The 26208-nt window shown below is 52.7% G+C and carries 20 protein-coding genes; 16 read left to right on the forward strand and 4 right to left on the reverse strand.

Annotated elements, in window-relative coordinates; translation table 11 throughout:
• Window positions 1-189 precede the first annotated feature (189 nt).
• The 5 genes from murJ to AC1WNR_RS03650 all read left to right on the forward strand — a co-directional run bounded on the left by murJ (window position 190) and on the right by AC1WNR_RS03650 (window position 6657).
• The gene (murJ, locus tag AC1WNR_RS03630; protein WP_481645357.1) at window positions 190-1683 is read left to right on the forward strand and encodes a murein biosynthesis integral membrane protein MurJ; all 1494 of its coding nucleotides are present in this window, start codon (window positions 190-192) and stop codon (window positions 1681-1683) included.
• A 277-nt stretch (window positions 1684-1960) separates the two neighbouring features.
• Window positions 1961-2893, forward strand: a complete 933-nt coding sequence (gene ribF / locus AC1WNR_RS03635) for a bifunctional riboflavin kinase/FAD synthetase (RefSeq protein ID WP_481643180.1) — start codon at window positions 1961-1963, stop codon at window positions 2891-2893.
• A gap of 14 nt (window positions 2894-2907) precedes the next feature.
• On the forward strand, window positions 2908-5715 hold the full coding sequence (gene ileS, locus AC1WNR_RS03640) for an isoleucine--tRNA ligase (RefSeq protein ID WP_481643181.1): 2808 nt from the start codon (window positions 2908-2910) through the stop codon (window positions 5713-5715).
• The gene (gene lspA / locus AC1WNR_RS03645) at window positions 5693-6220 is read left to right on the forward strand and encodes a signal peptidase II (RefSeq protein ID WP_481643182.1); all 528 of its coding nucleotides are present in this window, start codon (window positions 5693-5695) and stop codon (window positions 6218-6220) included. Before ileS ends, lspA begins: the two co-directional genes overlap by 23 nt.
• A gap of 8 nt (window positions 6221-6228) precedes the next feature.
• Window positions 6229-6657 (forward strand): FKBP-type peptidyl-prolyl cis-trans isomerase, encoded by a 429-nt coding sequence (locus AC1WNR_RS03650; protein ID WP_481643183.1) that lies wholly within the window; start codon window positions 6229-6231, stop codon window positions 6655-6657.
• On the opposite strand, the gene AC1WNR_RS03655 is transcribed toward AC1WNR_RS03650, so the two are convergent.
• The gene (locus AC1WNR_RS03655) at window positions 6654-7067 is read right to left on the reverse strand and encodes a type IV pilin protein (RefSeq protein WP_481643184.1); all 414 of its coding nucleotides are present in this window, start codon (window positions 7065-7067) and stop codon (window positions 6654-6656) included. The genes AC1WNR_RS03650 and AC1WNR_RS03655 overlap by 4 nt on opposite strands.
• A gap of 67 nt (window positions 7068-7134) precedes the next feature.
• Here AC1WNR_RS03655 and AC1WNR_RS03660 point away from each other — a divergent pair, with 67 nt between their 5' ends.
• The 6 genes from AC1WNR_RS03660 (at window position 7135) to AC1WNR_RS03685 (ending at window position 14119) form a co-directional block, all read left to right on the forward strand.
• Entirely contained in the window at window positions 7135-7674 is a 540-nt protein-coding gene (locus tag AC1WNR_RS03660) for a GspH/FimT family pseudopilin (RefSeq protein WP_481643185.1), read from the forward strand.
• Window positions 7668-8306: a prepilin-type N-terminal cleavage/methylation domain-containing protein gene (locus tag AC1WNR_RS03665; protein WP_481643186.1), complete on the forward strand. Its 639-nt coding sequence runs from the start codon at window positions 7668-7670 to the stop codon at window positions 8304-8306. The genes AC1WNR_RS03660 and AC1WNR_RS03665 overlap by 7 nt, the downstream gene beginning before the upstream one ends.
• Window positions 8296-9567, forward strand: coding sequence for a PilX N-terminal domain-containing pilus assembly protein (locus AC1WNR_RS03670; RefSeq protein ID WP_481643187.1), 1272 nt, complete (start codon window positions 8296-8298; stop codon window positions 9565-9567). The genes AC1WNR_RS03665 and AC1WNR_RS03670 overlap by 11 nt, the downstream gene beginning before the upstream one ends.
• Window positions 9567-11834, forward strand: a complete 2268-nt coding sequence (locus tag AC1WNR_RS03675; RefSeq protein WP_481643188.1) for a type IV pilus modification PilV family protein — start codon at window positions 9567-9569, stop codon at window positions 11832-11834. Before AC1WNR_RS03670 ends, AC1WNR_RS03675 begins: the two co-directional genes overlap by 1 nt.
• A gap of 69 nt (window positions 11835-11903) precedes the next feature.
• On the forward strand, window positions 11904-12389 hold the full coding sequence (locus AC1WNR_RS03680; protein WP_481643189.1) for a pilin: 486 nt from the start codon (window positions 11904-11906) through the stop codon (window positions 12387-12389).
• Between the two features lie 101 nt (window positions 12390-12490).
• Window positions 12491-14119 carry an NAD+ synthase gene (locus tag AC1WNR_RS03685; RefSeq protein ID WP_481643190.1) on the forward strand — a complete coding sequence of 543 codons (1629 nt, stop codon included), beginning with the start codon at window positions 12491-12493 and terminating at the stop codon, window positions 14117-14119.
• Here AC1WNR_RS03685 and AC1WNR_RS03690 read toward each other — a convergent pair.
• Entirely contained in the window at window positions 14116-14733 is a 618-nt protein-coding gene (locus AC1WNR_RS03690) for a methyltransferase family protein (RefSeq protein WP_481643191.1), read from the reverse strand. The genes AC1WNR_RS03685 and AC1WNR_RS03690 overlap by 4 nt on opposite strands.
• A 273-nt stretch (window positions 14734-15006) precedes the next feature.
• On the reverse strand, window positions 15007-15972 hold the full coding sequence (locus tag AC1WNR_RS03695) for an outer membrane protein assembly factor BamD (protein ID WP_481643192.1): 966 nt from the start codon (window positions 15970-15972) through the stop codon (window positions 15007-15009).
• Window positions 15973-16144: 172 nt separating this feature from the next.
• Between AC1WNR_RS03695 and rluD the strand changes: the two genes are divergently transcribed.
• Window positions 16145-17113, forward strand: coding sequence for a 23S rRNA pseudouridine(1911/1915/1917) synthase RluD (gene rluD / locus AC1WNR_RS03700; RefSeq protein WP_481643193.1), 969 nt, complete (start codon window positions 16145-16147; stop codon window positions 17111-17113).
• Complete coding sequence (gene pgeF / locus AC1WNR_RS03705; RefSeq protein WP_481643194.1) at window positions 17110-17847, forward strand: peptidoglycan editing factor PgeF; 738 nt, start codon at window positions 17110-17112, stop codon at window positions 17845-17847. The genes rluD and pgeF overlap by 4 nt, the downstream gene beginning before the upstream one ends.
• Window positions 17848-17864: 17 nt before the next feature.
• Here pgeF and AC1WNR_RS03710 read toward each other — a convergent pair whose 3' ends face one another.
• Window positions 17865-20732, reverse strand: coding sequence for an HD domain-containing phosphohydrolase (locus AC1WNR_RS03710; protein ID WP_481643195.1), 2868 nt, complete (start codon window positions 20730-20732; stop codon window positions 17865-17867).
• 281 nt (window positions 20733-21013) lie between these two features.
• Here AC1WNR_RS03710 and imuA point away from each other — a divergent pair, with 281 nt between their 5' ends.
• Genes imuA through AC1WNR_RS03725 form a run of 3 tightly spaced genes read left to right on the forward strand, consistent with a single transcriptional unit; the run spans window position 21014 to window position 26197 of the window.
• Window positions 21014-21643, forward strand: coding sequence for a translesion DNA synthesis-associated protein ImuA (gene imuA, locus AC1WNR_RS03715; protein ID WP_481643196.1), 630 nt, complete (start codon window positions 21014-21016; stop codon window positions 21641-21643).
• On the forward strand, window positions 21643-23034 hold the full coding sequence (locus tag AC1WNR_RS03720) for a Y-family DNA polymerase (RefSeq protein ID WP_481643197.1): 1392 nt from the start codon (window positions 21643-21645) through the stop codon (window positions 23032-23034). Before imuA ends, AC1WNR_RS03720 begins: the two co-directional genes overlap by 1 nt.
• On the forward strand, window positions 23018-26197 hold the full coding sequence (locus tag AC1WNR_RS03725) for an error-prone DNA polymerase (protein WP_481643198.1): 3180 nt from the start codon (window positions 23018-23020) through the stop codon (window positions 26195-26197). Before AC1WNR_RS03720 ends, AC1WNR_RS03725 begins: the two co-directional genes overlap by 17 nt.
• Window positions 26198-26208 lie beyond the last annotated feature (11 nt).

Raw genomic sequence — 26208 nt, forward strand, 5'->3', positions numbered from 1 at the left:
GTAACTTAGTTTAGATTGGGTGGCCGTTACATGCAACTCTGTGGGTGTTGGGGTAATGATCTTATCGGTTGACCTGCCGCGTTAGCAGCGGATAATTCACGGCATATACCCGAAAACTAAGGATCACTGGTGAGCGACGGAAAGACTCAATCTGCAGGACTGCTGCGCTCTAGCCTTGTGGTGGGCGTGATGACGATGTTGTCGCGGGTGCTAGGGTTGATTCGTGATGTGGTGGTTGCGGGTTACTTTGGTGCCAGCGGGGCGTCGGATGCGTTTTTTGTTGCGTTTAAGATCCCTAACTTTTTGCGTCGTCTGTTTGCTGAGGGTGCCTTCGCACAGGCTTTTGTGCCGGTGCTGTCGGAATATCGGACTCAGCGTGACTTGAGTGCGGTGCAAGAACTGGTCAATCGAACTGCGGGTAGCTTGGGTTCGGTGCTTCTTGTGGTTACGCTGATCGGTAGTCTGGGATCGCCGGTACTTGCGATGCTTTTTGCCCCTGGGTTTTACATGTCCGGCTCCGAAAGCTTCCCGTTGGCGTCGGATATGCTGCGCATCACCTTCCCTTACCTGATGCTGATCTCGCTCACCGCCTTTGCTGGTTCCATTCTGAACTCTTATGAGCGGTTTGCCGTTCCAGCATTCACCCCCGTGCTTCTAAATGTCTGTTTGATTGGTTCGGCTATCTTCCTCAGTCCGCTCTTTGATCCGCCGATTATGGCGATGGCCTGGGGTGTGTTTATGGCGGGCGCGGTGCAGTTGGCGTTTCAGTTGCCGTTTCTTGCAAGGCTGCGTTTACTCCCTAAACCTCAAGCAGGTTGGAATGATGAGGGCGTGCGCAGAATTCTGAAGTTGATGCTGCCAGCCTTGTTCGGTGTGTCAGTTGCTCAGATTAACCTGCTGTTAGACACCGTTCTTGCCTCGTTCCTGCAGCAGGGGAGTGTCTCTTGGCTCTACTACTCCGATCGCCTTGCTGAGCTGCCTCTGGGCGTATTCGGTATCGCGATCGCAACCGTGATTTTACCTAGCCTCTCTCGTAAACATGCTGAAGCTTCGCCGGAGAAGTTCTCGCAGATGCTAGATTGGGCGCTGCGTATGGTGATGCTGATTGGTGTGCCGGCCGCTGTTGCGCTTATTGTGCTCTCCAAGCCGCTACTGACGACGTTGTTTCACTACGGCGCCATGACTGAACGTGACGTTGAGATGGCCTCAATGAGTTTGCAGGCTTATGGTCTTGGATTGCTCGCCTTCATGTTAATTAAGGTTCTGGCACCAGGTTATTTCTCGCGCCAGGATACTAAAACGCCGGTGAAAATTGCGGTTATCGCTATGGTCGCTAATATGGTGTTTAACCTCGCGTTGATCTTCCCGTTAGCTCATGCGGGGCTCGCTTTGGCCACGGCGCTCTCAGCATTTTTAAATGCCGGGCTGCTGCTGCGAGGTCTGCTTAAGCAGGGCGTTTATAAGTTTGCGCCGGGTTGGGGTAAGTGGATCTTTCAGCTCACTGCCGCGAACGTTGCGATGGGAGTTTTGCTTTACACGTTTGCGCCGGCTCCGGCGGGCTGGCTAGCGGCAGGGCTTTGGGATCGTGTGACGTGGATGGCGATGCTGGTTGTTGGTGGTGGGGCTGTTTATGCGGTTGTTTTGGTTTTGCTGGGGCTGCGGCCGCGTCATTTGAAAGGGTGAGGTTGTTTTAAAAGCTGACCCACTAGTTTAGATCGTCTCTTGAGGCGACAAACTTGTTTGTCCAGCAAGAGCTTTGTCGCGAACGTGCGTTTTGCGCAGATCGCTCGTACCTCTCGAGTCGCGAACGTGCGCTTTGCGCAGATCGCCCCTACCCAATCCATTCAAAATTGCCGAAAAATCCTTGGTTTCTACCGCTTGGGTCTTAATCCGCACCCCTTGCATGCGCTATACTTGCACGCTTGTGTATAGCTATTGCCACAGTGGTGTGTATATCTGAATGGAACTGATTCGAGGGCTTCATAATCTGCGCGATAAGCATCGCGGCTGCGTTGCCACAATCGGTAATTTCGATGGTGTGCATCGTGGGCATCAGCAGGTGCTTAACTCGGTGCGTCGTAAGGCGGATGAGTTGGGTTTGCCGAGTATGGCGATTATCTTTGAGCCGCAGCCAAACGAGTTCTTTAATCCAGACAAAGCGCCGCCACGTCTGACGCGCTTTGGCGAGAAGGTGCGTTTGCTTCAAGCCGAAGGTATCGACCGCATTCTCTGTTTGAGTTTTAACGAACGTCTGCGTTCGCTTTCGGCCGACCAGTTTATCGAAGAGCTGCTGCTAAAAGGCATCGCAGTGAAGCACTTTGTGGTGGGTGATGACTTCCGTTTTGGTTGTGACCGACGGGGTGACTACGCTCTGCTAAAAGAAGCAGGCGAACGCCACGGGTTTACCGTTGCTGACACTGAAACATTGAAGATAGATGGCGATCGCGTCAGCAGCACACGTATCCGTGAAGTGTTGCTGAACAATGATCTGCAACTGGCCGCGCGCCTGCTGGGTCGTCGCTACCGTGTGACTGGCCGGGTGCAACATGGCCAGAAGTTGGGTCGTGAGCTCGGTGCGCCGACTGCCAACGTGCGTATGCACAAGCATATCTGCCCAATGCGTGGTGTCTATGCAGTGCGCTGTAGTATTCGCAACGAACGATACCTTGGCGTCTGCAACGTAGGTATGCGACCAACCGTGAACGGCCTGCGCCCGGCGCTGGAAGTTCATCTGTTGGATTTTGATGGCGACCTGTACGGGGAGCTGCTGAGCGTTGAATTTCTGCACCCGCTCAGACCAGAGCGCAAGTTCGAGTCTCTCGATGCGCTACAAACACAGATTCAGCTGGATATAGCCGCAGCGCGTGAGTGGTTCGCGTCTGCAAACCTTTAACTTGGGATCAAACAATGACCGATTACAAACCGACTCTTAACCTTCCGGATACAGCGTTTCCGATGCGCGGCAACCTGCCGCAGCGCGAGCCGCAGCGCCTGGCGCAGTGGTACGAGATGGATCTGTATTCGCGAATTCGTGAAGTCAGTGCCGGACGTCCCAAGTTTATTCTGCACGATGGCCCTCCATACGCGAATGGCAGCATCCATATCGGCCACGCGGTGAACAAGGTGATCAAGGATATGATCATCAAGTCCAAGACGCTGTCTGGCTTCGATGCGCCATACACGCCCGGTTGGGATTGTCACGGTCTGCCAATCGAGCACAAAGTTGAGACGATGATCGGTAAGGCGGGTGAGAAAGTTCCGTACCGCGAGTTCCGCCACAAAGCGCGTGAGTACGCAACTGAGCAGATCGCTGGCCAGAAGGAAGATTTCAAGCGTCTGGGCGTTCTCGGTGACTGGGATAATCCCTACCTGACGATGAACTTTAAAACCGAAGCCGACACCGTGCGTGCGCTGGGTAAGATCATCGAGAATGGTCACCTCGTCAAAGGTTACAAGCCGGTGTACTGGAGCGTTGTGGGTAAATCCGCTCTGGCCGAGACCGAGGTTGAGTACCAGGATAAGACCTCTACCGCGATCGATGTACGCTTTCGCTTTGTTGATCAGGCGAAAGTGAACGGTCTGTTCGGTACCGACAAGCCAAACGTCTCACTGGTTATCTGGACCACAACGCCATGGACCATACCAGCGAACCAGGCGGTGTCACTGAATGCTGAGCTGGACTACTCGCTTGTAGAAGTGCACCTCGAAGAGAGTGTGGATTACCAAGTTCTGGCGACTGCGATGGTCGAAGATATCATGCAGCGTTGGGGTGTCGATAAGTACGAAGTGCTAGGCACCGTGAATGGTAAAGAGCTCGAGCTGCTGCAGCTTAAACACCCTGTTTATGACCGCGAAGTGCCGGTAATTCTGGGCGATCACGTTACAACAGATGCCGGTACCGGTGCTGTTCATACTGCGCCAGACCACGGTATGGAAGACTTTGTAGTGGGACAGGCTTACGGTCTGAACACAATGAACCTCGTACAGGCTGACGGTGTCTACACGGATGCAGCGGGTGAGTTCGCGGGCGTTCACGTCTACAAAGCAGACGGCCCGGTGTGCGAAGCGCTTGAGCGTGAAGGCAAACTGGTGCACCTGAAGCGCTTCCAGCACTCCTACCCACACTGCTGGCGCACCAAGACGCCACTGATCTACCGCGCGACGCCACAGTGGTTCATCTCGATGGAGAAAAAGAACCTCAAAGCGGACGCGATGGATGCGATCAAAGGCGTGCAGTGGTTCCCAGATTGGGGTCAGAACCGTATCGAGTCGATGGTTGAAGGTAGCCCAGACTGGTGTGTATCGCGTCAGCGTACCTGGGGTTCACCTATCACTCTGTTCACGCACAAACAGACCGGTGAGATTCACCCCCGTTCGGTTGAGCTGATCGAAGAGATCGCTAAGCACATTGAGGAGGGCGGTATCGACGCTTGGTTCGAGCTGGATGCCGAAGCGCTGCTGGGTGATGAAGCAAAAGATTACGATAAAGTTACCGACACCATGGATGTCTGGTTCGACTCGGGCGTGACGCACCACTCCGTGTTGCGTCAGGTCGATAGCCTTCACTTCCCAGCGGATATGTACCTTGAGGGTTCAGATCAGCACCGCGGTTGGTTCCAGTCGTCGTTGAAGACCTCGATTGCGATCAATGGTGTTGCTCCATACAAGCAGGTACTGACCCACGGTTTCACTGTCGACGAGAAGGGCTACAAGATGTCCAAGTCGCTCGGTAACGTGGTTGCTCCGCAGTCGGTGAATGACAAACTTGGCGCTGATATCTTGCGTCTATGGGTAGCCTCGACTGACTACTCTGGCGACATGGCGGTATCGGATCAGATCCTGCAGCGGACTGCCGATAGCTACCGTCGTATCCGTAACACCGCGCGCTTCCTGCTGTCGAACCTCAACGGTTTCGATCCTAAGGATGCAGTGCCTGCAACCGAGATGATGGCTCTAGACCGTTGGGCTGTTGATGCGGCGCTGCGTCTGCAGAAGCGTGTTGAGGATGCTTACAACTCATACCGTTTCCTTGAGGTTTATCAGGCGGTGCACAACTTCTGTGTTGCAGAGCTGGGCGGTTTCTACCTCGATATCATCAAAGATCGCCAGTACACCACGCGGGCAAACAGCCTGGCGCGTCGCAGCTGTCAGACGGCTCTATACCATATTGCTGAGGCATTGGTGCGTTGGATTGCCCCAATCACTAGCTTCACCGCAGATGAGATCAACGATGTACTGCCAGGCGAGCGTGTAGACTCTGTGATGCTGCTGACTTGGTACGAAGGCTTGTTTGCACTTTCTGATAACGACGCTTTTGGCCGCGATTACTGGGCGCGAGTTATGAAGGTGAAAGAGGCGGTTAACAAGTGTCTTGAAGATGCCCGTAACGAGAAGTTAGTTAAGGCCTCTCTGGGCGCTGAAGTGACGCTGTATGTTGATGACGCTCTGAAAGCTGACCTCGATCGCCTTGGTGATGAGCTGCGCTTCGTACTGATCACCTCAACTGCGACGCTGAAGCCTCTATCTGACGCGGGTGATTCGCGTGAGACGCTGGTAGACGGTCTGAAGGTAGCGGTTAAAGCGTCGGAGCACGCCAAGTGCGCGCGCTGCTGGCACCATCGTGAAGATGTAGGTCAGCATGCTGAACACGAAGAGCTTTGTGGCCGTTGTATTGAGAACGTAGAGGGTGAGGGTGAGCAGCGAAGCTTCGCCTAAACCCGCATCGATCGCCGCAAGTGCGCTGAGCTGGTTATGGCTCAGCGTGCTGGTGATTGTTCTGGATCTGGGGACCAAATTCTGGGCTAGTAGTGTCTTGCTTTATAACGACCCAGTTCCAGTGCTCCCGGTTTTCGATCTACGTTTATTGCACAACACCGGCGCAGCGTTTAGTTTTCTCGCTGCCGCGGATGGTTGGCAACGCTGGCTGTTTGCCGCGATTGCTCTAGCCGTAAGCTTCTTTATTTTGCGCTGGCTGCGTGAGACTCCCAAGTCGGTTGCGTCGCTTGCGATGGCCTATACCCTGATACTTGGCGGTGCTCTGGGCAACCTGTTCGATCGTATCGTACACGGGTATGTGGTCGACTTTATCTCCGTGCACTACGCCGGCTGGTACTTCCCCGCATTTAATATCGCCGACATCGCCATCACCTGCGGTGCCGCGCTGCTTATTATCGATATGCTGTTCTTCGCCAAAGCGCGTGAAACAGCCGTCACGCAATAGGATTTCCGATGTCTGAACTCACAATCGGCCCCGGCCGCAAAGTCACCATGCACTTCGCCATCAAGCTCGAGGATGGGCAGGTTATCGATACTAACTTCGATAAGGCGCCGGTCGAGTTTGAAGTAGGGGATGGGAATATTCCTGAGGGATTTGAGTCGGCGCTGACTGGCTTGAAGGCGGGTGATCATGTTGAGCTCACGATCGCGCCGGAGCGCGGATTTGGACAGCATAATCCGAGCAATATTCAGCGAATGAAACGTTCGGATTTCAAAGATATGGATCTCGAACCCGGTCTAGTCGTTTCGTTCCAAGAACCGGGTGGTGAGATTCCTGGGGTTGTGGTTGAGTTTGATGATACGAATGTGAGCATCGACTTTAATCATCCGTTGGCAGGGAAGACTCTTACGTTCGAAGTAAAAGTCCTAGGTATCAATTAGTTCTGCCAGCAGTCCGCAGGTGTCTTAACGTTCGACTGATCTAGCGTTAAATTGTCGCTTCCGCCCCCTACGCATTCTTGATGCTGAGATTTGGCATCAATTGGGTTCGCCGTTATTGTGTAACTTGAGGTCCCGACGCTGCTTAAACTGAATAGATAGTAACCATCATCCGTTGTTATCGCTAAGCTCTCATCGGAAAGTGACGTCGCATTGGACGGATAACTGTTGTTGTAGCCACGGTAGCGCTCCATCTTTATTTGAATATCCAGCATGTTGGCTTGCGCATCAGAGCGACGAGCCTTCTTCACGTAGTCCGTATACGCCGGATATGCAACAGCAGCCAAAATCCCCACAACTGCCACAACAATCATAAGTTCTATCAAAGTAAAACCAGTCACACTTTTTTTCATGTCGATACCGCGAGCGTCTGCTACTTTTAAATCATAGAGTAATACTAGCAGAAGGACACACCTTCACATGGAACGAAGGGATTTTTTCTTGAAGCGCACTCAAGCAGGTTTAACCTTAATCGAGTTAATTGTGACAGTCGTTGTGATTGGAATTCTGGCGACTGTTGCAGCGCCTTCGTTTAGCGGTTTTTTTGAGCGGCAGAGATTAGTTGGTGCCGCAGATTCACTCTACAGTTCGCTGCGTTTTGCTCGCGCAGAAGCACTAAAAGCTGACCAAACAGTAACCTTAACATTTGATGACTCGACTGCAGCTGAGTGGTGTATCGGAATCAAAGATTCAGCTGGTAGTTGTGATTGTGAAGCGTCTGACTGTACGGTCGATGGGGCGCTTAGGGTCGTAAGTTATACTGATTTTCCGGGGGTGTCGGCATCTACTATTGGTAACACTTACCAGTTCGACTCAAAGCGGGGAACTGTGTCTTCGACGGATGAAATCACATTTACAAATTCGTCTGGAAGTCAGCTTAGAATCGAAATGACCAAGTTAGGACGACCTTCTTTGTGTGCTCCTTCAGGTTCGACCGTTTCGGGGTATAGCGGATGTTAAAAACTCAGCGCGGTATTACGCTAATTGAGCTGATGGTCGGAATGGTGCTCGGTCTGCTCGTAACAGGTATTGCGATTCAGATGTACATTTCCACTCTCGGTATTACGAAGCAAACTACAGAAACCATCAGGTTGAATCAGGAACTCCGAGCGGTAGCCGATCTAATTGTTACCGACCTCCGACGAGCTGGCTATTGGTCAGGTGCTTCGGCTGGCACCACAAATCCATACTCTGAACTAGTTAGTGATGGTTCGGGTGGTGGTGCGCATGTTGGAGTTTTTAATTCCGGAACATGTGTTGTGCTTGCCTACGAGAATTCCACAGCAAGTCCAAATGAACACATATACGGTTATCGCGTTAGTGGGGCAGTAGTACAGATGCTTACCGTAACAAGCTATGCATCAGGTAGCTATGCTGATTGTGGTACTCCCGTTGGAACAGGCAGTTGGGATGATCTGACTGATTCCCGCGCGGTACAAATCGAATCGTTGACGTTTACTCTCGATCCTGCGACCTCTTGGGCTGAAGCCAGTTCTAAGTCAATTCAAGTTGATTTAGTCGGAACGGCAACCGGAGATGGTAACTTAAGACGCGCCATATCCGAACAGGTGAGGATCCGAAATGAGTACTAGGGCTTTACTTTTAAAAACTAAAAAACAGTCGGGGATGGCGACGCTAGTGATTGTTGTAATTCTCCTCGCACTGCTTACTTTAACAGTTCTGATCGTCAGTCGCGCTACGGTGACCGAGTTGAAGGTGTCAAGCAATCAAAATAGAGAGAAGGAAGCCTTTGCTGCAGCCCAAGCTGGGCTCGATAGAGGGGCGCAATCTTTCCTGCAGTCTGGATCCGTTGTTACTAGTAGTGGCGCCATAGGTTCGACAGATTCTGTTTATACCTATTCGGGCACTGTTTCGGGTGGCGAAGCAACTATCACGGGATTTGGCTCGTCACTTGATGGTACAGGTAGTGCAACTGTTTCTGAAATTATCACGCTATCTTCAGCTCCAGGGTACGGTAAGCTTGTGCCGTTTCTTGCGAGCGGAAATATTCCTACTGGCGGAGGTTTCACACTGGTGCCGAATCCCAACGCAGGCAGTCAGATTGACGGTAATGGGGTTCCAGTAGCAGCGTGGTCAAGCAATGCTGGTGCGAGTGGTCTTTCATCTTGGGACGTTTGCGAGTACGACGAATATAAAAGCGATCAATGCATAGGTGCTGCAAGCAAAGGCGGTTATATGTGCACTAAAGATATCGAAGATAATTGCCCGGCATTCGTCCAAGATAGTGGTGTACCCGATCCATTTGCTACGCTTTTTAACTTGGAGAATATCGGTTGCGATGCCAATGGTTTTAGTGATGACTCCAGCAGTTGTGCGATAACACTCCTTCGCAACTCTTATACGGCCGCAAATAATGGGAGTAACCCTTTCACTTGTGGTACTGATGGACCAAGACCAGCCTCTGGGCTTACATTCGACGAGGCCATATCCAAGAGCAAGGCATTTGGTCCGCTTGGGCTGCCTGTGATTTGGATTGAAGGTGATTGCGATATTAAATCCGATTTGGGTTCAGAAGATTCACCAGTAATCGTAGTAATAGAAGGTGATGTTGGACTACAAAGTGGCGAAACTTTTGGAATCGTACTTGCATTGACTGATGAGTATACCGCTGCGGGGCAAACGGCAATTGCTGATAACGGTGGCTCTTATAATGAGCTCAAATATAACGGTAATGCGGTTATCAATGGTGCGGTTCTAACAAATAATGAGATCACACAAACAAACGGTAGCGGAGTTGTTGCTTGGTCGCCAGGGGTGCTGTCAAAGCTCACAGAAGATGGTGAAGATGGTCTAGGTGTAGTTCGTGCTCAAGGTACATGGAGGGACTTCTAATGAAACGCTCCGAATATCCTAACTCCCGTCTTTCGCTTGGATTTACGTTGCTAGAGGTATTGATTGCTCTCGTTATACTAGCCGTTGGTACGGTTGCGGTAATTCAGCTACAGTCCGCCCTGCTTGATACAGCACGCGAATCTGAACAGAGAGCAATTGCTTACAGTATTGCCGACGCTATGATCGAGGACTTGAGAAACTACCAGAGTAAAGCAGATTTTTATCAGATTAGTTCCTCAAGTTTGGTATCTACCTCCCCAACGCTTGATTATGGTAACAGTGGAGCAGCGCTAACGTTTAACTTCAATGGTAGTGTTGTAAACGCTTTTGACGCAGATGGAGTGAGTGTCGATGTAGCCTCCGATACAGCAAAATATAAAGAGATCGAACTCCGAGTAAATTGGAATGAGAGCGAATCGATCACGTTGAACACCATTATTGGGTTAGTTGATCCAGCTTTACGGGGGTACGCAAACGCAGCAGGGGATGGCGCGGGCGGCGCTACCCCTGATGTTGACTATCAGGTTGGGGATCAGCCCGATGTAATACCAATTCAGATTGGGGATGGCACAAATAAAGAATCAACTCGGCCGCTTCCTGAGGTCTCGTCAAAAGGTGGAAGTACAGAAGTTAGTTTTCAGGCAATTCGCTACACACCAGATGGCAGTGGAGAGTCAGGAGTTGAAGAAACACTAGAGGATTACGTTTCAGTAAATTGTACCTGTGAGTATCCATCTGATCCCGACCAGGTAATTGGCAGCGGGCTGAAGCCGGCTTATCTGGAATACAACACTGAGACGCAAGCTTTAGAAGTTAATTATTCCACAGAGTTTGTATCAAAAGCCGTTGCATCGCCATATGTTCCATCGGGCGAGCAAGAACAATCTTTTTTATGTACACGTTGTTGCAGAGATCATCACGATGGCGGCTCAGATGAGGAGAGACTCGCTCGTTGGTATTGGCCTGAGCGCACTGCCAATAATAATGAATATTGGTACGATACTTTGGGTCCAACGCTGGGGGATCATGAGCACTTTTATAATGAAACGGGCGATACAACCTACGTAAGAGCTTTACCATTCTCGTCAAGCCCAGGTGCTAACAAGCTATATGTTGAGAACTGCCGTTTTCGCCGCGTTGACGGAATATACCGCTTGATGCAGGACTGGAGGTTGGTTGACCTTACTGTATTGCCATCGGCCTATGTTGAAACAGATACCGGATTGCTGGCATACCAGAATTATTTCGTTAGCGCTGCGGCGTCCATGCTTGCCTCTGCAGCAGTCAGTTCTGATGGATTCGGTTCAGTTATACCATCTGGAGTGTCGAAGCCGACGGCCAGAGACTACAACGTAGCGGGCCTAGGCGTCTTGGGTACGGAGAGGAATCGCCAGCTTCAGGTTCGTGCAACGTTCGTTGATCCTTTACCCTCAACAGCGGCCCAGAGCATCCTGGCAATAAAGGAAGCGGGTGGGACGTGGCTGGACAAAGTTCCAATCGTAGAGGTTAATTACACTCTATTGGCTGAGTGGGCTAGTTCGGATGATTCAACGGCTAGCGTGACAGCTAAACCGGTGAAATCGATAGAAGATCCTGACAATTACCTTGAGTACGACGGCAATTACAGTCGCGGTTTGATAACGACTGGTAATGATGGGTCCGCGACTATAACTGCTACCGCAGCAATTACAAATACAGGCGTGGTAGGTCACCGCGTTCAGACTGCAATCAATGACGACACTCAGTTTAAGTACGTTTGGACTGATAGCATATACGATCCTCTAAACACTATCAGTGACTTTATTGAGGTTGTTGTATCAGAGGCAGCGGCATCGGAATCTATCACGCGTATCGCTGGGACAATAGAATGTTATCAGTGGACATTTAATGACAATGACGAGGATAGTTTAGATACCTATACGTACAGCAGTTGCGCTGCGTCTAAGGTTCCAGTGGAGTCCATTAATATCTCAGTGAACGGCACCTCCTGCGCATCTCCATACAAAGAAGGTAGCGCAGTGCTATTCGCATGCGACGATATTCCGATTACGACTCAGTATGACATTACCTTTGCGGCTTCGGGGCTGACATATACTCACGAAAATACTTCAGTGGTGGCCGGAGTAGAAACAACTAGCACAGTATCCCTTTCTCCAGAATTTTATGCTGACACAGACTTTACTTTGGACTCAGCCTCAAACCCGTACACGGAGACTAATATTGGGGATGGAGCGGGGAAGGCATTCCACATAATAGTGAAAAAATAGGATCAAGTTAAAGGGGAAGGGCCCCTCAAACGATAAGTGTCAAAAACCCTCAAGGATGAGGAAAGAACAATGGAAAGGATTCCAATCTCAGCCCCAGGCAGGGGCTTTACACTCATAGAGCTGATGATCGTAGTCGCGATCATCGGGGTCCTCTCATCGGTCGCGATTCCTCAGTACCGTAACTACGTCACTAAGGCCAAACTAACCGAAGCCTTCTACGCCATCACGCCAGTGAAATATGGTCTGGTTGAGTACGTTTCGGTCAACGGTGATACATCAGGGCTGGCTGGCAAATCATGGACGACGGTCCTTAAAGAGATCGGCGTAACCAGTAACTTCTTTGGCGATAACTCCCGTTACGTCAAAAATGTCTGGTGGAACAACACTAAATCCGAAATCCGCGTCTCGTTTACAGATAACCTTCCCGAAGCGAGCGGGCGCTATTTGGTCATGCGTGCGGATCTGTCGGGCGGTGCTTTTCGTTGGAGCTGCTTATCTTCTGCTACGTACTCGTTGGCACTGCCGCCGGAGTATCTTCCGTCCAGCTGCCTCTGAGTTTCTAGCCTATCCAAATCAACTGGCTGGGTCGCGGGTTGGCGAGTGCTGGCGTATAATCTCTGTCCTTAAATGTTCGCTTTAGGATTGGATAACTCCTTATGTCGCAGAAGCTTGTTGTTGCTCTGGCTCAAATCAACTTTCTTGTCGGTGATATCCCCGGTAACACGCAGCGCGTAATTGACTGTGCTAATTCGGTTGCGGCTGAGGGTGGTTGTGATCTGGTGCTGTTCTCTGAGTTGGCGCTGACTGGTTATCCGCCGGAAGATTTGTTGCTGCGTCCAAGCCTGAAACGCCGTATTGATGAGGCGCTGGCGCGGATTCGGGCTGAGGTGCGCGGCGTTGCTGTTGTTGTCGGTTATCCGAAGGAGCAGGGCGGTAAGCTGCGTAATATGGCCGGTGTAATTACTGACGGCCAACTGTTGTACGAGTACGCCAAGCAGTGTCTGCCTAACTATCAGGTGTTCGATGAGAAGCGCTACTTCGAGCCCTCGTCTGAGACGGGGATTTTCGAACTAAACGGTCAGAAGATCGGTCTCGCTATCTGTGAAGATGTTTGGCATCCAGAGCCCATCGTCGCGATGAAAGAGGCGGGTGCCCGCGCCATCCTCTCTTTGAACGCTTCGCCATTCCACAAAGGTAAAACAAAAGAGCGCACGCAGTTGATGGCTGAGCATGCTCGCCTCGCTGGATTGCCGCTGATCTATGTGAACCAGGTGGGCGCGCAGGATGAGTTGGTCTTTGATGGTGGTTCGCAGGTGCTTGATGCTGAGGGTGAACTCGCCTTTATCGGCGCGCACTATGAAGAGGCGACCTACAAGGTTGAGCTAGATCTTGAGACCGGCGCGGTGAATCCTCTGCAACCGTCGATTCCAGAGCCATCTTACGAGGCGAGTATCTATCAAGCCCTGGTTGTTGGTGTGCGTGACTACATCAACAAAAATGGTTTCAAGGGTGTGGTGTTTGGCCTGTCTGGCGGTATTGATTCGGCGCTCACTGCAGCGGTTGCTGTTGATGCGCTGGGCCCGGACCGCGTGGAGTGTGTCATGATGCCATTCACCTATACATCTTCAATGAGTATCGAGGATGCTGCGCTTGAAGCTGAGGCTTTGGGCATTAAGCACTCGGTGATCTCAATCGAGCCGATGTATGAGAGCTTTATGCAGCAGCTATCAGGTGAGTTTGAGGGCTTGCCGCTGGACGCGACTGAAGAGAACCTCCAAGCGCGCTGTCGAGGTGTACTGCTAATGGCGATCTCGAATAAGAAGGGTTATCTGGTGCTGACCACCAGTAACAAATCTGAGACCGCGGTGGGCTATTCAACTCTTTACGGTGATATGGCCGGTGGTTTCTGTGTTTTGAAGGATATCCCGAAGACATTGGTTTATCGCCTATCTCGTTACCGCAATACCCTCAGTCCGGTTATTCCCGAGCGGGTTATTGAACGTCCACCTTCAGCTGAATTGCGCCCGGATCAGACCGATCAGGATAGCCTGCCCGATTACGATGAACTGGATGCCATTCTCGAGCTCTATATCGAGAAAGATCTGAGTGCCCGAGCGATTATCGATAAGGGCTACTCGGAAGAGACGGTCTTGCGAGTGGTGCGTTTGGTGGATATCAACGAGTACAAGCGTCGCCAGGCGCCTATAGGTACGCGTATTACCCAGCGTGGTTTCGGGCGTGACCGTCGTTATCCTATCACCTCGGGCTGGAAAGCTGGCGTTTAAGCCTGCTCCTTCGCATTCCCAAACGGCCATTTTGCTGTCTGTTGCAGGTAACCTGAGTACTCGGGTTCCTGCACCAACTGCTTCTCCTCTTCGCCCGCCTGGCGCGTCAGCGCCCACACACCGGCTATCAGACAGACAAGTGTAAAGAGACTGGGTAGCGCCATCGCAAACCCCAGCATGCCTAGCATTACCGCCGAAAACAGCGGATGGCGGCAGTAGTGGTAAGGTCCAGAATCGAGCAGTTTGAAATGCTTGGTATCCAATCCCGATTGCCATTGGCTGGCCATGTAGGCGTGGGTGTAGCTGATAAAGAAGAAGCTCACTAGCATGGTGATTGCACCTATCGCACGCACGAACTCCTCGGCTGGGAAGCTAAAGCGCATAATGATGCTGTCTAGATCTGGATAGAAGAGGCGCAAGATAACGAGCAGGAGTATAGCGAGCCGAAAAGCGTTGAATACCCAGCGTACGACCCAGGTACGGGAGCCAGACTTACCGTAGTAGATACGGGTGCGGCCGTCACGATGCTTCAGGCCAAGGGTTGTAGCGGTGTAGTGCAGACCGATTATTGTGAAGTAAGCGGCCATAAAGATGTCGACCAGTAACGCAGTCATACCTGGCCTCCGTTTTTTGTTGTTGTCTTAGGGTAGGTGATTCTGGAGGGTTTGGCTAGCCGGTCTGACCAAATGGAATAGGACAGAAAAAGGGTCGAACAAACAAAAACAGAGCCGCTGGGCTCTGTTTCTGATAAGTCGCGACCTGCGGCTTTGCCGCAGATCCCTCGTACAGAAGTAAGTGGTCGCGAACCTGCGCTTTGCGCAGATCGCTTTACGCCATGGATGGCGTGTATGCAGCCAATGCAGGAGAAATTGGCTGCCACACCAAAATTACTTGTCGTCGGAAGAGAAGACGCCGAAGGTGATGCGATCGAAGAAGCCGCGCTCCTCCTCTTGAGGGATCGCTTCTAGAGTCTCGCCCTCTGCTGGCGCGACTGGCTCTGGAAATTCTGTAGGTGCCAGCGGACGCGCAACGGGCTCATCCGAACCTTCGCCGATCAGGCCGAAAGTTGCAGTGTAGACTAGATCATTACGGTTCTCTTGGAAGGTGCGCACTTCGTAGCTGGGGTAGTTCAGTTCCAGAACGGAGCGCGCATCAGCAGCCAGATCATCTAAGCCCAGTTCAGTGTAGGCTTCGGCCATAATCGCAAGTGCATCAGCTACGGCTGGGGTTTCCTGCATGTTTTCAACTACGTATCGGCCGCGGTTAGCCGCAGCCAGCCAAGCCTGGCGCTTCATATAGTAGGTCGCAACATGAATCTCGTAGGTTGCTAGGCGGTTCTTCAGGTACTGCATACGCTTCTGCGCATCCAGAGCATATTCAGAATCTGGGTAGCGGTTAAGCAGGGTTGTAAATGCGTCAAAGGAGTCACGTGCCATACCGGGGTCGCGCTGGGCAACATCGATTGGTAGGAAGCGCGCGAAGAATGAGCGCTCAGCTTCGAATGCAGCTAGGCCCTTCATGTAGTAGGCGTAGTCGATGTTCTCGTGATTGGGGTGTAGACGGATAAAGCGATCTGCTGCAGCGGCAGCTGAGGTCTGCTTATTGTTTTTGAAGTAGGCGTGGATCAGCTCGAGTTGTGCCTGCTCAGAGTAGCGTCCGAAAGGGTAGCGCGCTTCGAGTTTCTGCAGTTTTTCGATTGCGAGCAACCAGTTACCGGCATCAATCGCGCTGATAGACTCCTCGTAAAGCTGATCTTCAGGAATATCGGGCTCCGCGCGCTCGCCACTGAAGATGCTACAGCCGGTTAACAGGCTGACAATAACAAAGGTGGAGAGCAGTTTGGTTAAACGCATGTTCTGTTCCTAGTTCGTCCGGTCCGCTCGGCGGAGCGGGGTGGATTCGGATATACTGTCCATTGTTGAGCTATTTAAACATAGACTTAGACCTGCTGGAATCCAGAAACCGACCGGATTTCGTGCTTTTAACCGCTATTTTTTGCGTTCCTCGCTCAGATTAAGGCCAAAGATGTCAGAACAGATCCAACTTGAAGCAACCGTACCCGATTCCATGTTTGGACTGCGTCTGGACCAAGCGGTAGCACAGCTATTTCCCGACTATTCGCGCTCGCGCATTCAGGGTTGGATTAAAGAGGGTGAGCTTACCGTCGACGGCAAGGTGATTCGTCCGCGCGATAAGCTCAACGGTGGTGAGCAGATTGTTGTTGCTGCGACCATCGCCGTGATCGAAGAGCACAAGGCCGAACAGATTCCACTCGATATTGTGTTTGAAGATGAGCATATCCTGGTGCTGAATAAGCCCTCGGGTTTGGTTGTGCACCCTGCAGCCGGTCATGCTGATGGCACACTGCTCAATGCGCTGCTGCATCATGCACCCGAAGTGGCGCAGGTGCCGCGGGCCGGTATTGTCCACCGTCTGGACCGCGAAACCACAGGTTTGATGGTGGTCGCCAAGACAATTCAGGCACAGACGGACCTGGTTGAGCAGCTGCAAGACCGCTCGATGGGGCGTGAGTATGAAGCGGTGGTACAGGGCGTGATGATTGGTGGCGGTAAGGTCGATGCACCGATGGGGCGTCACTCGAAGAACCGCCAAAAGATGGCGGTTGTCGGTATCGGTAAGGAGGCAGTGACGCACTACCGTGTACTGCATAAGTTCCGCTCGCATACCCATATTCGCTTAAAACTTGAGACAGGTCGTACGCATCAAATTCGCGTGCACATGTCGCATATCAACTATCCGCTGGTGGGCGATCCGATGTATGGCGGCCGTTTCCGTTTGCCGAAAAATACCAGTGAGAAGATGCAGCAGGTGTTGAAGAACTTCCGTCGACAGGCACTGCACGCTAAGAAGCTTGAACTCTGGCACCCATCAACGGGCGAGCACTGCAGCTGGGAGATTGATCTGCCAGAGGATATGCAGCAGCTTCTCGCCGTACTTACCAGAGATGCTGACAGGTACGACTACGAACTATGAGGCTGATTCGCGCTAACTGGGATGCACCGGCGCAGGTTCATGCGCTGACCACGACTCGCCTCGGTGGGCAGTCGGTGGCACCCTATAACGGTTTGAATCTGGGGGATCATGTGGATGATCTACCAGAGGCTGTCAGCGCGAATCGCCAGCTATTGATGCAGGCGACTGGGCTAGAGCGCTCGCCGCAGTGGCTGCAGCAGATTCACGGTACAGACGTTGTCGAAGCCAAAGATGATGCGCAGGTTCGAACGGCAGATGCCTGTTTCTCCGCCCGACCTGGTCAGGGGTGCATCGTGATGACGGCAGACTGTCTACCTGTTCTGTTTACCAACGCCCAGGGTACTCAAGTAGCCGCGGCTCATGCTGGCTGGCGCGGTTTGGCGGCGGGCGTTCTGGAAAATACACTCAAAACCTTTAATCCTAACGACGAAATTTTAGCCTGGTTAGGTCCAGCTATCGGTCCGCTGGCCTTTGAGGTAGGTGGCGAAGTGAAGCAGGTCTTTGTTGAAGAGCACGCTGAAGCTCAGAGCGCTTTTCGGGCTAGCCCTACACATCCGCAAGACCGTTTTTTAGCTGACATCTATCATCTCGCTCGCATTCGCCTCGCCGCTGCTGGAGTGGCTCGTGTGAGCGGAGGTGATTACTGCACGTTCAGCGATACTGAAAACTTCTTCTCCTACCGCCGTGACGGAATAACTGGTCGCATGGCGAGCTTGATCTGGATCGAGGATTAAGCCCATTTAAGTGCTTTTTAGCTCGCGACTGCCCCGGTTAAGCGGGCTTCAAAGATCTTAATGATTGCGCGCTTATCGACGTCGTCGCGCTGCTCATGGTCCAGGAAACTCTTGGCATAGCTCAGGTAAACCTCCTCCTCCACGAAGAGTTTGAAGATATGTGGATCTATGTGTCCTTCGGCTGCCATATTGGCCAGAATAACGAGCGACTGTGATAGTTTCTTTGCCGGTTTATAGGGCCGGTCAGAGGCTGTAAGTGCCTCAAAGACGTCGGCAATCGCCATGATGCGCTCTGGAATACTCAACTCACTTGCCGTGAGCTTGCGTGGATAACCTCTGCCATCCATACGCTCGTGATGGTTGCCAGCAATTGCAGGTACATCACGCATGTTGCGGGGTAGCGGCAGGGACTCGAGCATTACAATGCTCTGTACAACGTGCTCGTTGACCTTGAAGCGCTCTTCAGCTGTAAGTGTCCCGCGTTGCACGCTGAGGTTATAGAGTTCACCTAGATTACGCGCATGGGTGGGTAACTGCATATCAAAACCCCAGCGGTTATTGGGGTCGTCCTTCTGTACCGGTGGAAGTTTTTTGCCCCACTCAATCAGGTGATCTTCGCGGTCCTCGAGTAAATGCTCCGTCGCCGGCAGAGTATCGAATTTGGTCCCCGCTTTTTGGAGGCGATCGGCCTCTGCGTAGCTCAACCCAATTCGGCGGTCGAAATGACGGGTCCAGGTCTGTTTAGCGATCAGGTGTAGTTGTTCGATCTCTTCGGCTTTTAGCGGTACATCTCCGATATTTGCTCGCGCGACCAGATCGAACTCCTGACGTAAACGCGCCTGTGTGGCTTTGAGTTCGTTACGGAGCGCCATTTCATTACCCTTATTGACCAGACCAGAGAGATAGTGAATCTCTGCATCACGCCAGAGCACCTCAAACCGAGTGCGTATTTCATGGATACGGTTGTACAGAGTCTCAAGCTTGACGGCTTTATCCACCACATACTCGGGGCTAGTGATTTTACCGCAGTCATGAAGCCAGGCCGCGACCGAGAGCGAGTAGCGCTCCTGCTCGGTTAGTTTGAACGACTTAAACTCCGGTGCATTCGAGTGCTCTACAGCATTAGTCAGCAGTTTGGCCAGTTCAGGAACGCGTGCGCAGTGGCCGTGTGTGTATGGGGATTTCGCATCAATGGCATCGGCCAGCAGTTTAATGATCGCTTCGGTCAATTGTTTCTGTTCAGCGATTAGAGATCGTGTTGCAATCGCGGTGGCGGCGAGTCCGGATAGCTCGTGTACAAACGCACGGTAATCGGAATTCTGGCGCAGGGAGCTGTCGTACAGCTCGATTTCAACAAGGCCGAGGGTTTCATGATCCCGATCAAACAGTGGGATGACCAGATACTGATGCTCACTTTTTGGCAGCTCCAGTTTCAGCCGCTCGACCTGTGCCTTACTGTCATTCGGCACATTGGTTATGACCTCGGGTGTGCCATGGCTCTGGCCGTAATGACTCGTGCGGGTCAGAGTACGTTGGTCGATATCGTACAGGTAGATAAGACTGCGGCGTCCACCGACGGTTTCAGCAAGTAGGTGGTTGACCTTGTGCAGCATCCTATCCGTGTTTTGCTCGGCCGCCAGTGTATGTGCGATCTGACGAAAACGGGTGATTGTAGCGGTCATACTCTCAAGTTGATTGCAGAGTTCATTGACCTCTTTCACATTGGAATCCACCTCTGGCGGCTGGCTAAAGTCAAACGCAGCCAGGCGCGCTACCTGGTCTCCCAACTGCTGCAACGGTCGTGCAATGCGCCGCCCAATCCACCAGCCTCCGCTGAGCATCAACCCTGTTAATACTAAGGCGATAAGCAGGGTGTTACGCTGCAGAGAAATAACATCACCAATCAGGTTTTTCGCCGGTATGCTAACCAGAAGATCGATCTGAATGTTCCACTGCTCGAATATGCTCATCCGATAGCCAAGGTAATCATTGCCGGCGCTATGCCCCTCCACCAGAGTTTCTAGCGGGATGTCGGTAAACTGATTGATCGAAAATTCGGGATGGTCCGAGAGGCGGGTAAGTTGTAAATCCGCCTGATCTGTCGCGACGGGCTCTACATCCGGAGATGCGATAACGCGCAAGTCTCGAGTGATCAATGCAAGTTCCACACCCTCCCCAAGGGACTGATTTGCCAAGTATTTTGAGAGGTCGTTGAGTGCGAAATCGATACCGATAACTGCACCTGTCGGCGAGCCACGGCTCAGTGTTACGCCCGCTTCTCGGGTTGTGAAAAAAACATAGGGGTCAGACACCTGCATCTGATCTGACTTGAGTGCGATATCAAACCAGGGACGTACTCGGGGGTCGTAGGTTACAGCTGGGTCGATGCGCCGTCCGATCTGTTGTAACTGCGCATTATAGAAACGCCACTCTTCAAGCCCGTCCTGTTCAATAAATTCACCCACAAAGCGTGTGCCTACGGGTGCTTTGAGTAGCGCGCGTACGCGCTCGGTGCGCACGGGCCGCACCAGAATAAAGTCACCATCGTCAAAGCCGACATAGATGGCATCAGTGACGGGATCATTACGCAACATATCCGCGAGCTGGGGTAGGCTGCGCAGACGCTGTTCAGTAGTTTCGCTATACATCAATTGATCCCAGCGCATCAATTCCAGTGTGCGCTGTGCCGGCAGGAAGGTTTTCTGTAGCAGTCCGTTTAGCTCATCAGCAGCTAGCTGTACGCGATCAAGCGTCGCGTCTTTAAGCAGTTCACGGTTGTAACTGTAGCTGATTGCCATGATCACACTGGCGACAAGCACGATAGCGATGACGATTGCGCCGCTAATCATCGATTGGAGTGAGTAACTGCGGTTATTCCAAGACATCGGTGTATTTCCTTACCTTTATACACTTAGTTTAGCAGCGAATTTTCTAGGCTCCTGATTCTAAAAAGAATTTATTCCTGGGGTAGTAACTTAGAACAATATCGACTCTATCAATGCCATTTTCGTACTTGAAATAGTCCAGGTACTGGATAAGAATACTGTATAAATAAACAGTATATTTGGTTTTTCATAGCAGCTTTCATATCTGCCATAAGGGTCGCCTCGAGGGCCGCTTTTATGGCGGTTCCTATAGCTGCTCCTATAAAAAGGAGGAAGTGCAGATGTTGGCCGAGCTTATTCAGCAAGGGCAGGTTTGGCGTGCACAGGACGCCCCTGCACGCCCGGCGCAGCCACTGCTGCCTACAGGGTATCCTGAGTTAGACCAGTGTTTGGCCGGAGGCTGGATGCCAGGTCAGTTGATTGAACTCTTGGTTGATCAGCCGAGCAGTGGCGAGTTGCGCCTATTGCTGCCGCTGCTCTCCAAAGTGAGTCAGCAGCCGGGCCTCATTATGTGGATAGATCCACCCATGCACCCCTATCCGCTGGCATTAGCCCAAGCGGGTATTCGCTTGAAGGATCATCGCGTTATTCGGACTCAATCTCTGGATGAGCGTCTTTGGGTGATGGAACAGGCGCTGAAAAGTGGTTGTGCACCGGTTGTGATGGGATGGTTGGATAAAGTCCCCGCAACAGCGTTACGACGTCTGCAGTTGGCGGTGCATCAAGGCGAGGGGCTGGCGTTTATTGTGCGTTCTAGTGCAATGGCGGCTCAACCATCGCCGGCAACCTTTAGACTGCACCTCAAAGCTCAGACTGACGGTGTTAAGGTCGATCTGTTAAAACGTCGCCAAGCTTGGGCGACTGAAGGGCCAGTTCTACCACTCATACAAAAAGATCTGCGAGCGAGTTGATGCGCTGGTTGGTGGTCTACTTCCCTTTGCTGGCGCTGGAGTGGGAGCAGGAGAACGCGACTCCGCGCGCCCTGCTCGATGGCGCTGCACGGCGCATTGTATTGGCTAACCCTGAGGCAGAAGCCGTAGGCGTAGTGCCGGGCCTTGCTCTAGCTACAGCGCTGTCACTCGCCCCAGATTTGGAAACTGCCAGCTATGATGATGAACGACTGAAGCGTGCCAGTCAGACTTTAGCGCTGGAGTTAGGACGCTGGTCGGGTCGTATTAGCTGTATCGACTCGCTAACGATTCTAGCTGAGGTCGCTTCGATGCAGCGCTACTTCAATGGCATCGAAGCTTTGGTTAGCGATCTGAAACAGGCGTTGCAGACACAGCAACTGAGCTTTGTTCTGGGACTAGCCAATACTCCACGCGCAGCATTGGCACTGGCGCGTGCCAAAGTACAGTTAACCTATGATGAGTCCGCCATAGCGCAGCAGATAAGCCAACTGCCTCTACGTCTTCTGGGATTGCCCGCCAAAGATCTGGATGCACTGCGTGGACTTGGCATAGAGCGTGTAGAGCAACTGGAGCGTCTGCCGCGCCAAGAGCTTGGCAGCCGCTTTCATCCAGATCTTCTCAAACGTATTGATCAGTTACGAGGTAAACAGGAGTGGTTACCGCCTGCGTTTGAACCCCCCGAAATTTTTGAGCAGCATGCCGATTTACAGGCCGAGATCAGTTACGCTCAAGGCCTGCTGTTTCCTCTGCAACGCATTTTGGGGCGCTTAGAGGGCTATCTTAATCTGCGTCAACAGCATGCGCTGGTCATGAGTATTGTGCTCTTTCATCGCGATAAAACCGAGTCACACCTGCGCCTTGGGCATGCGGGTGGCTGTTACAGAGCGCAGGAGTGGCTGGCACTATTGCGTCTGAAGCTAGAGCGCTACCGCCTGACTCAACCGGTACTGGAACTCTCCGTTCGAGTAGAGCAGTTTCGCGACTGGGATGAGCCCGCGCGTGATCTGTTTGAACCAACACAGGCCGGTCAGGAGACGCCGGAGCAACTCCTCAGTCGTATCCAGATCCGCTTGGGTTCTCGCGCCATTGATGAATTGGCGATCAGTCATACCCATCTGCCGGGTGGCGTTGCCAGCCTGCTTGAGCCAACCAAAGATCAGCGCCTGCCGTATGCCCAGCGTCCTCTCTGGTTAGTGGAACCGCCGCAGCGCTTGAGCCGCAATAGGCTTGAGCATCTGCGCTTCAGCTTGGGACCTGAGCGGATTCAATCAGACTGGTGGAATGATGCGCCTCGGCGTGACTACTTCACCGTCGACTGGAGCGACGGGCGTTCAGCCTGGGTCTTCAGAGATCCACAACAACACTGGTATCTACATGGCTGGTTCAGTTAGTTACCTCTCGGCGGTTAAAAAGCAACGCACTAAAGCTCTAGAGTCGGCTGATAAGGCCGAGTCAACTGCGTCTGTTGCGGCTCCTCAAGAGCCTGATTATGCCGAGCTACATATGCTCTCCAACTTTACCTTTCTGGAGGGGGCGAGCCATCCAGAGGAGCTTGTACTGCGTGCGGCCGAACTAGGCTACAAGGCGGTAGCGATTACCGATGAGTGCACCCTCAGTGGCGCGGTGCGCGCGCACATAGAGGCAAAAGTTCAGGGTATTAAGTTGTTAGTCGGTAGCCGTTTCAAAGTGGATGGACGGTTGATCATTTTGCTGGCGATGGATCGTCAAGGTTATGCGCAACTCTGCGAACTGATTACCCGCGGGCGCAGGCGGGCAGAGAAGGGGAGTTACCAGCTTGCACTTGCAGACTTCAAGCAAGGTTTAGAGCGCTGTCTCTGTTTGCTACAACCCGGGCCTGAAATCAGAGATCTTGAAGTTGAATCTAGCTGGTTAGCCGAGCACTTTCCTCAACGTGGCTGGTTACTGGCTGAGCGCCTGCTGGATAGCGACGACGGCTGGCGCTATCAGCGTATCGCCGATTGGGCGCGTGATCACAAGTTTCCCTGTGTCGCAGCCGGTGCTGTGCTAATGCATAGCGCCAAGCGCAAACCGCTACAGGATATGTTGCGTGCGATAAAACTTTGTAAGCCCATCGATCAATGCGGATGGGCGCTGGCAGCGAACGCTGAGGGAGCACTGCGTTCGCGTCAAAAGCTGGCGCAGCTCTATGCGCCTGAGCTTTTGCAAGAGACTCTGCGCGTCGCTAATGCCTGCGACTTCTCATTAGATGAGCTGCGCTATGAGTACCCAGCGGAGCTGGTACCTGAGTGGCTCAGTGCGCCAGAGCATCTGCGCAGGCTCGTGGAAGAGGGTGTACTGCAACGCTTTCCAGACGGAGTGCCACAGAAAGTACGTGATCTGATTGAGCATGAGTTAGCAGTCATTGCCCAGCTTAACTACGAGCCCTACTTTCTCACCATCGATGATATCGTCCGCTTCGCACGCTCGCAGGGGATTCTTTGTCAGGGACGCGGTTCTGCAGCGAACTCGGTGGTCTGTTACTGCCTGCATATCACCGAGGTTAACCCACTCAAGGTGAATCTACTGTTCGAGCGCTTTATTTCGCCTGAGCGTAACGAGCCGCCCGATATCGACGTTGATTTTGAGCACCAACGCCGTGAAGAGGTCATCCAATATATCTACAGCCGCTATGGGCGAGACCGGGCGGGACTGGCTGCTGCAATTACTACTTACCGCACCCGCAGTGCGTTGCGTGATGCCGGCAAAGCGCTCGGTTTTGACGAGCAGTATATCGCTTGGTTGCTGTCGCAACTGGATAGGCGTGACCGAGTGCACAACTGGTTTGAACAGTTGGAGACTCTGCTTGGTGAGAAGCGTTCAGAGCGCATGCAGTGGTTACTGGTGCTGGTGCAACAGCTCCTCGGTTTCCCGCGTCACTTAACGCAGCATGTGGGGGGCTTTGTTATATCAGCCGGTCCTCTGCATCAACTGGTGCCGATCGAGAATGCAGCGATGGCAGAGCGCACGCTGATTCAGTGGGATAAGAATGACCTCGAAGCCTTAGGACTGTTGAAGGTCGATGTACTGGCGCTCGGTATGCTCAGTGCTATTCAGGGCGCACTGCGCATGATGAGTGAGCGCGACGCTAAACGCTGGCGTCTGCAGGATATTCCGCTTGAGGATCCGCAGGTCTACGAGATGCTTTCCCAAGGTGACTCCATGGGCGTGTTTCAGGTGGAGTCTCGCGCGCAGATGAATATGCTGCCGCGCCTGCAGCCGCGAACCTACTATGACCTCGTTATTGAGATCGCCATAGTACGCCCTGGGCCGATTCAAGGGGATATGGTGCACCCCTATCTGCGCCGGCGGCAGGGGCTAGAGGAGGTTATCTACCCCAGTGATGCTGTACGTGAAGTGCTGGAGCCGACCCTAGGCGTGCCTATCTTTCAGGAGCAGGTGATTAAACTTGCGATGGTCGCCGCCGGTTTTACTGGGGGGGAGGCGGATCAACTGCGCCGCTCGATGGCCGCCTGGCGTCGGCGCGGTAAGTTGACTGAGTGGCAGGAGCGTTTGACGCGCGGGATGCTGGAGCGCGGTTATGACTTAAGCTTTGCTGAACGTATCTGCCGTCAGATAGAGGGCTTTGGTGAGTACGGTTTCCCCGAGTCACATGCAGCTAGCTTTGCGCTACTGGTCTACTACTCCGCCTGGCTCAAACATTATGAACCCGCCATCTTCTGTGCAGCCCTGCTGAATGCTCAACCCATGGGGTTTTACTCACCCTCACAGCTTGTTAAAGATCTGCGCGAGCATAAGCATGAAGTGCTGCCGGTCTGCGTTAACCGCAGTGATTGGTTGAGTTCAATCGAGCAGGTCAATGGTAAAACGGTGCTGCGTTTGGGGCTACACCGCGTACGTAATCTTTCTGAACAGGCGGGGCAGCAATTGGTGGAGCGTCGTCCCGCTAATGAAGGCTACCAAAACTTAGCGCAGCTACGCCGTACAGTCTCGTTGAATAAGGGCGAATGGGATGCACTGGCAGCGGCAGATGCACTGCATAGTCTGACCGGTGATCGCCGCTCCACCCGTTGGGCATTGCTAGAGAGCCGGCCTGATCTGGCATTAGGTGAGAGTGAGTTTGAGGTGCAAGAGGCAGTTGTGCTTCCGCAGGCGAGTGCGCAACAAGAGCTTGAAGAGGATTATCAACATCTGGGTTTGAGCTTGCGTGGCCACCCGATAGCACTGTTGCGCAGTGAGGGTAAACTTTGGCGCAGTCGCACTGCTGAAGAACTGATGCATCTGACGCCGGGTAAGCCGGTGCGCGTCTGTGGCCTAGTCGTCTGTCGCCAGCGACCTGGCACCGCGTCAGGCGTCACCTTTGTGACCCTCGAAGATGAGACCGGCAATATCAACCTAATCGTCTGGCAAGCCACCGCCCGCGCCCAACGCCAAGCGCTCATACGCGCCCGACTGCTACAGGTCGATGGCATCCTACAGCGCGAAGGCAGCGTCATCCACGTTGTCGCCGGCAAACTCACCGACCGTACCGACCTCTGGCAAGCCCTAGATGCCCGCTCAAGGGATTTTCACTAACGAGGTGGACA

The sequence above is a fragment of the Marinobacterium marisflavi genome (assembly GCF_982447095.1).

Excerpts from the sequence above, each read along its gene's own strand:
- AC1WNR_RS03650 (WP_481643183.1), top strand. The coding sequence starts at position 6,229 with ATGTCTGAACTCACAATCGGCCCCGGCCGCAAAGTCACCATGCACTTC.
- AC1WNR_RS03675 (WP_481643188.1), top strand. The coding sequence starts at position 9,567 with ATGAAACGCTCCGAATATCCTAACTCCCGTCTTTCGCTTGGATTTACG.
- AC1WNR_RS03720 (WP_481643197.1), top strand. The coding sequence starts at position 21,643 with ATGCGCTGGTTGGTGGTCTACTTCCCTTTGCTGGCGCTGGAGTGGGAG.
- AC1WNR_RS03710 (WP_481643195.1), bottom strand. The coding sequence starts at position 20,732 with ATGTCTTGGAATAACCGCAGTTACTCACTCCAATCGATGATTAGCGGC.
- imuA (WP_481643196.1), top strand. The coding sequence starts at position 21,014 with ATGTTGGCCGAGCTTATTCAGCAAGGGCAGGTTTGGCGTGCACAGGAC.
- ribF (WP_481643180.1), top strand. The coding sequence starts at position 1,961 with ATGGAACTGATTCGAGGGCTTCATAATCTGCGCGATAAGCATCGCGGC.
- rluD (WP_481643193.1), top strand. The coding sequence starts at position 16,145 with ATGTCAGAACAGATCCAACTTGAAGCAACCGTACCCGATTCCATGTTT.
- ileS (WP_481643181.1), top strand. The coding sequence starts at position 2,908 with ATGACCGATTACAAACCGACTCTTAACCTTCCGGATACAGCGTTTCCG.
- AC1WNR_RS03725 (WP_481643198.1), top strand. The coding sequence starts at position 23,018 with ATGGCTGGTTCAGTTAGTTACCTCTCGGCGGTTAAAAAGCAACGCACT.
- AC1WNR_RS03670 (WP_481643187.1), top strand. The coding sequence starts at position 8,296 with ATGAGTACTAGGGCTTTACTTTTAAAAACTAAAAAACAGTCGGGGATG.
- AC1WNR_RS03655 (WP_481643184.1), bottom strand. The coding sequence starts at position 7,067 with ATGAAAAAAAGTGTGACTGGTTTTACTTTGATAGAACTTATGATTGTT.
- AC1WNR_RS03680 (WP_481643189.1), top strand. The coding sequence starts at position 11,904 with ATGGAAAGGATTCCAATCTCAGCCCCAGGCAGGGGCTTTACACTCATA.
- AC1WNR_RS03665 (WP_481643186.1), top strand. The coding sequence starts at position 7,668 with ATGTTAAAAACTCAGCGCGGTATTACGCTAATTGAGCTGATGGTCGGA.
- AC1WNR_RS03685 (WP_481643190.1), top strand. The coding sequence starts at position 12,491 with ATGTCGCAGAAGCTTGTTGTTGCTCTGGCTCAAATCAACTTTCTTGTC.
- pgeF (WP_481643194.1), top strand. The coding sequence starts at position 17,110 with ATGAGGCTGATTCGCGCTAACTGGGATGCACCGGCGCAGGTTCATGCG.
- murJ (WP_481645357.1), top strand. The coding sequence starts at position 190 with ATGACGATGTTGTCGCGGGTGCTAGGGTTGATTCGTGATGTGGTGGTT.
- AC1WNR_RS03660 (WP_481643185.1), top strand. The coding sequence starts at position 7,135 with ATGGAACGAAGGGATTTTTTCTTGAAGCGCACTCAAGCAGGTTTAACC.
- AC1WNR_RS03695 (WP_481643192.1), bottom strand. The coding sequence starts at position 15,972 with ATGCGTTTAACCAAACTGCTCTCCACCTTTGTTATTGTCAGCCTGTTA.
- AC1WNR_RS03690 (WP_481643191.1), bottom strand. The coding sequence starts at position 14,733 with ATGACTGCGTTACTGGTCGACATCTTTATGGCCGCTTACTTCACAATA.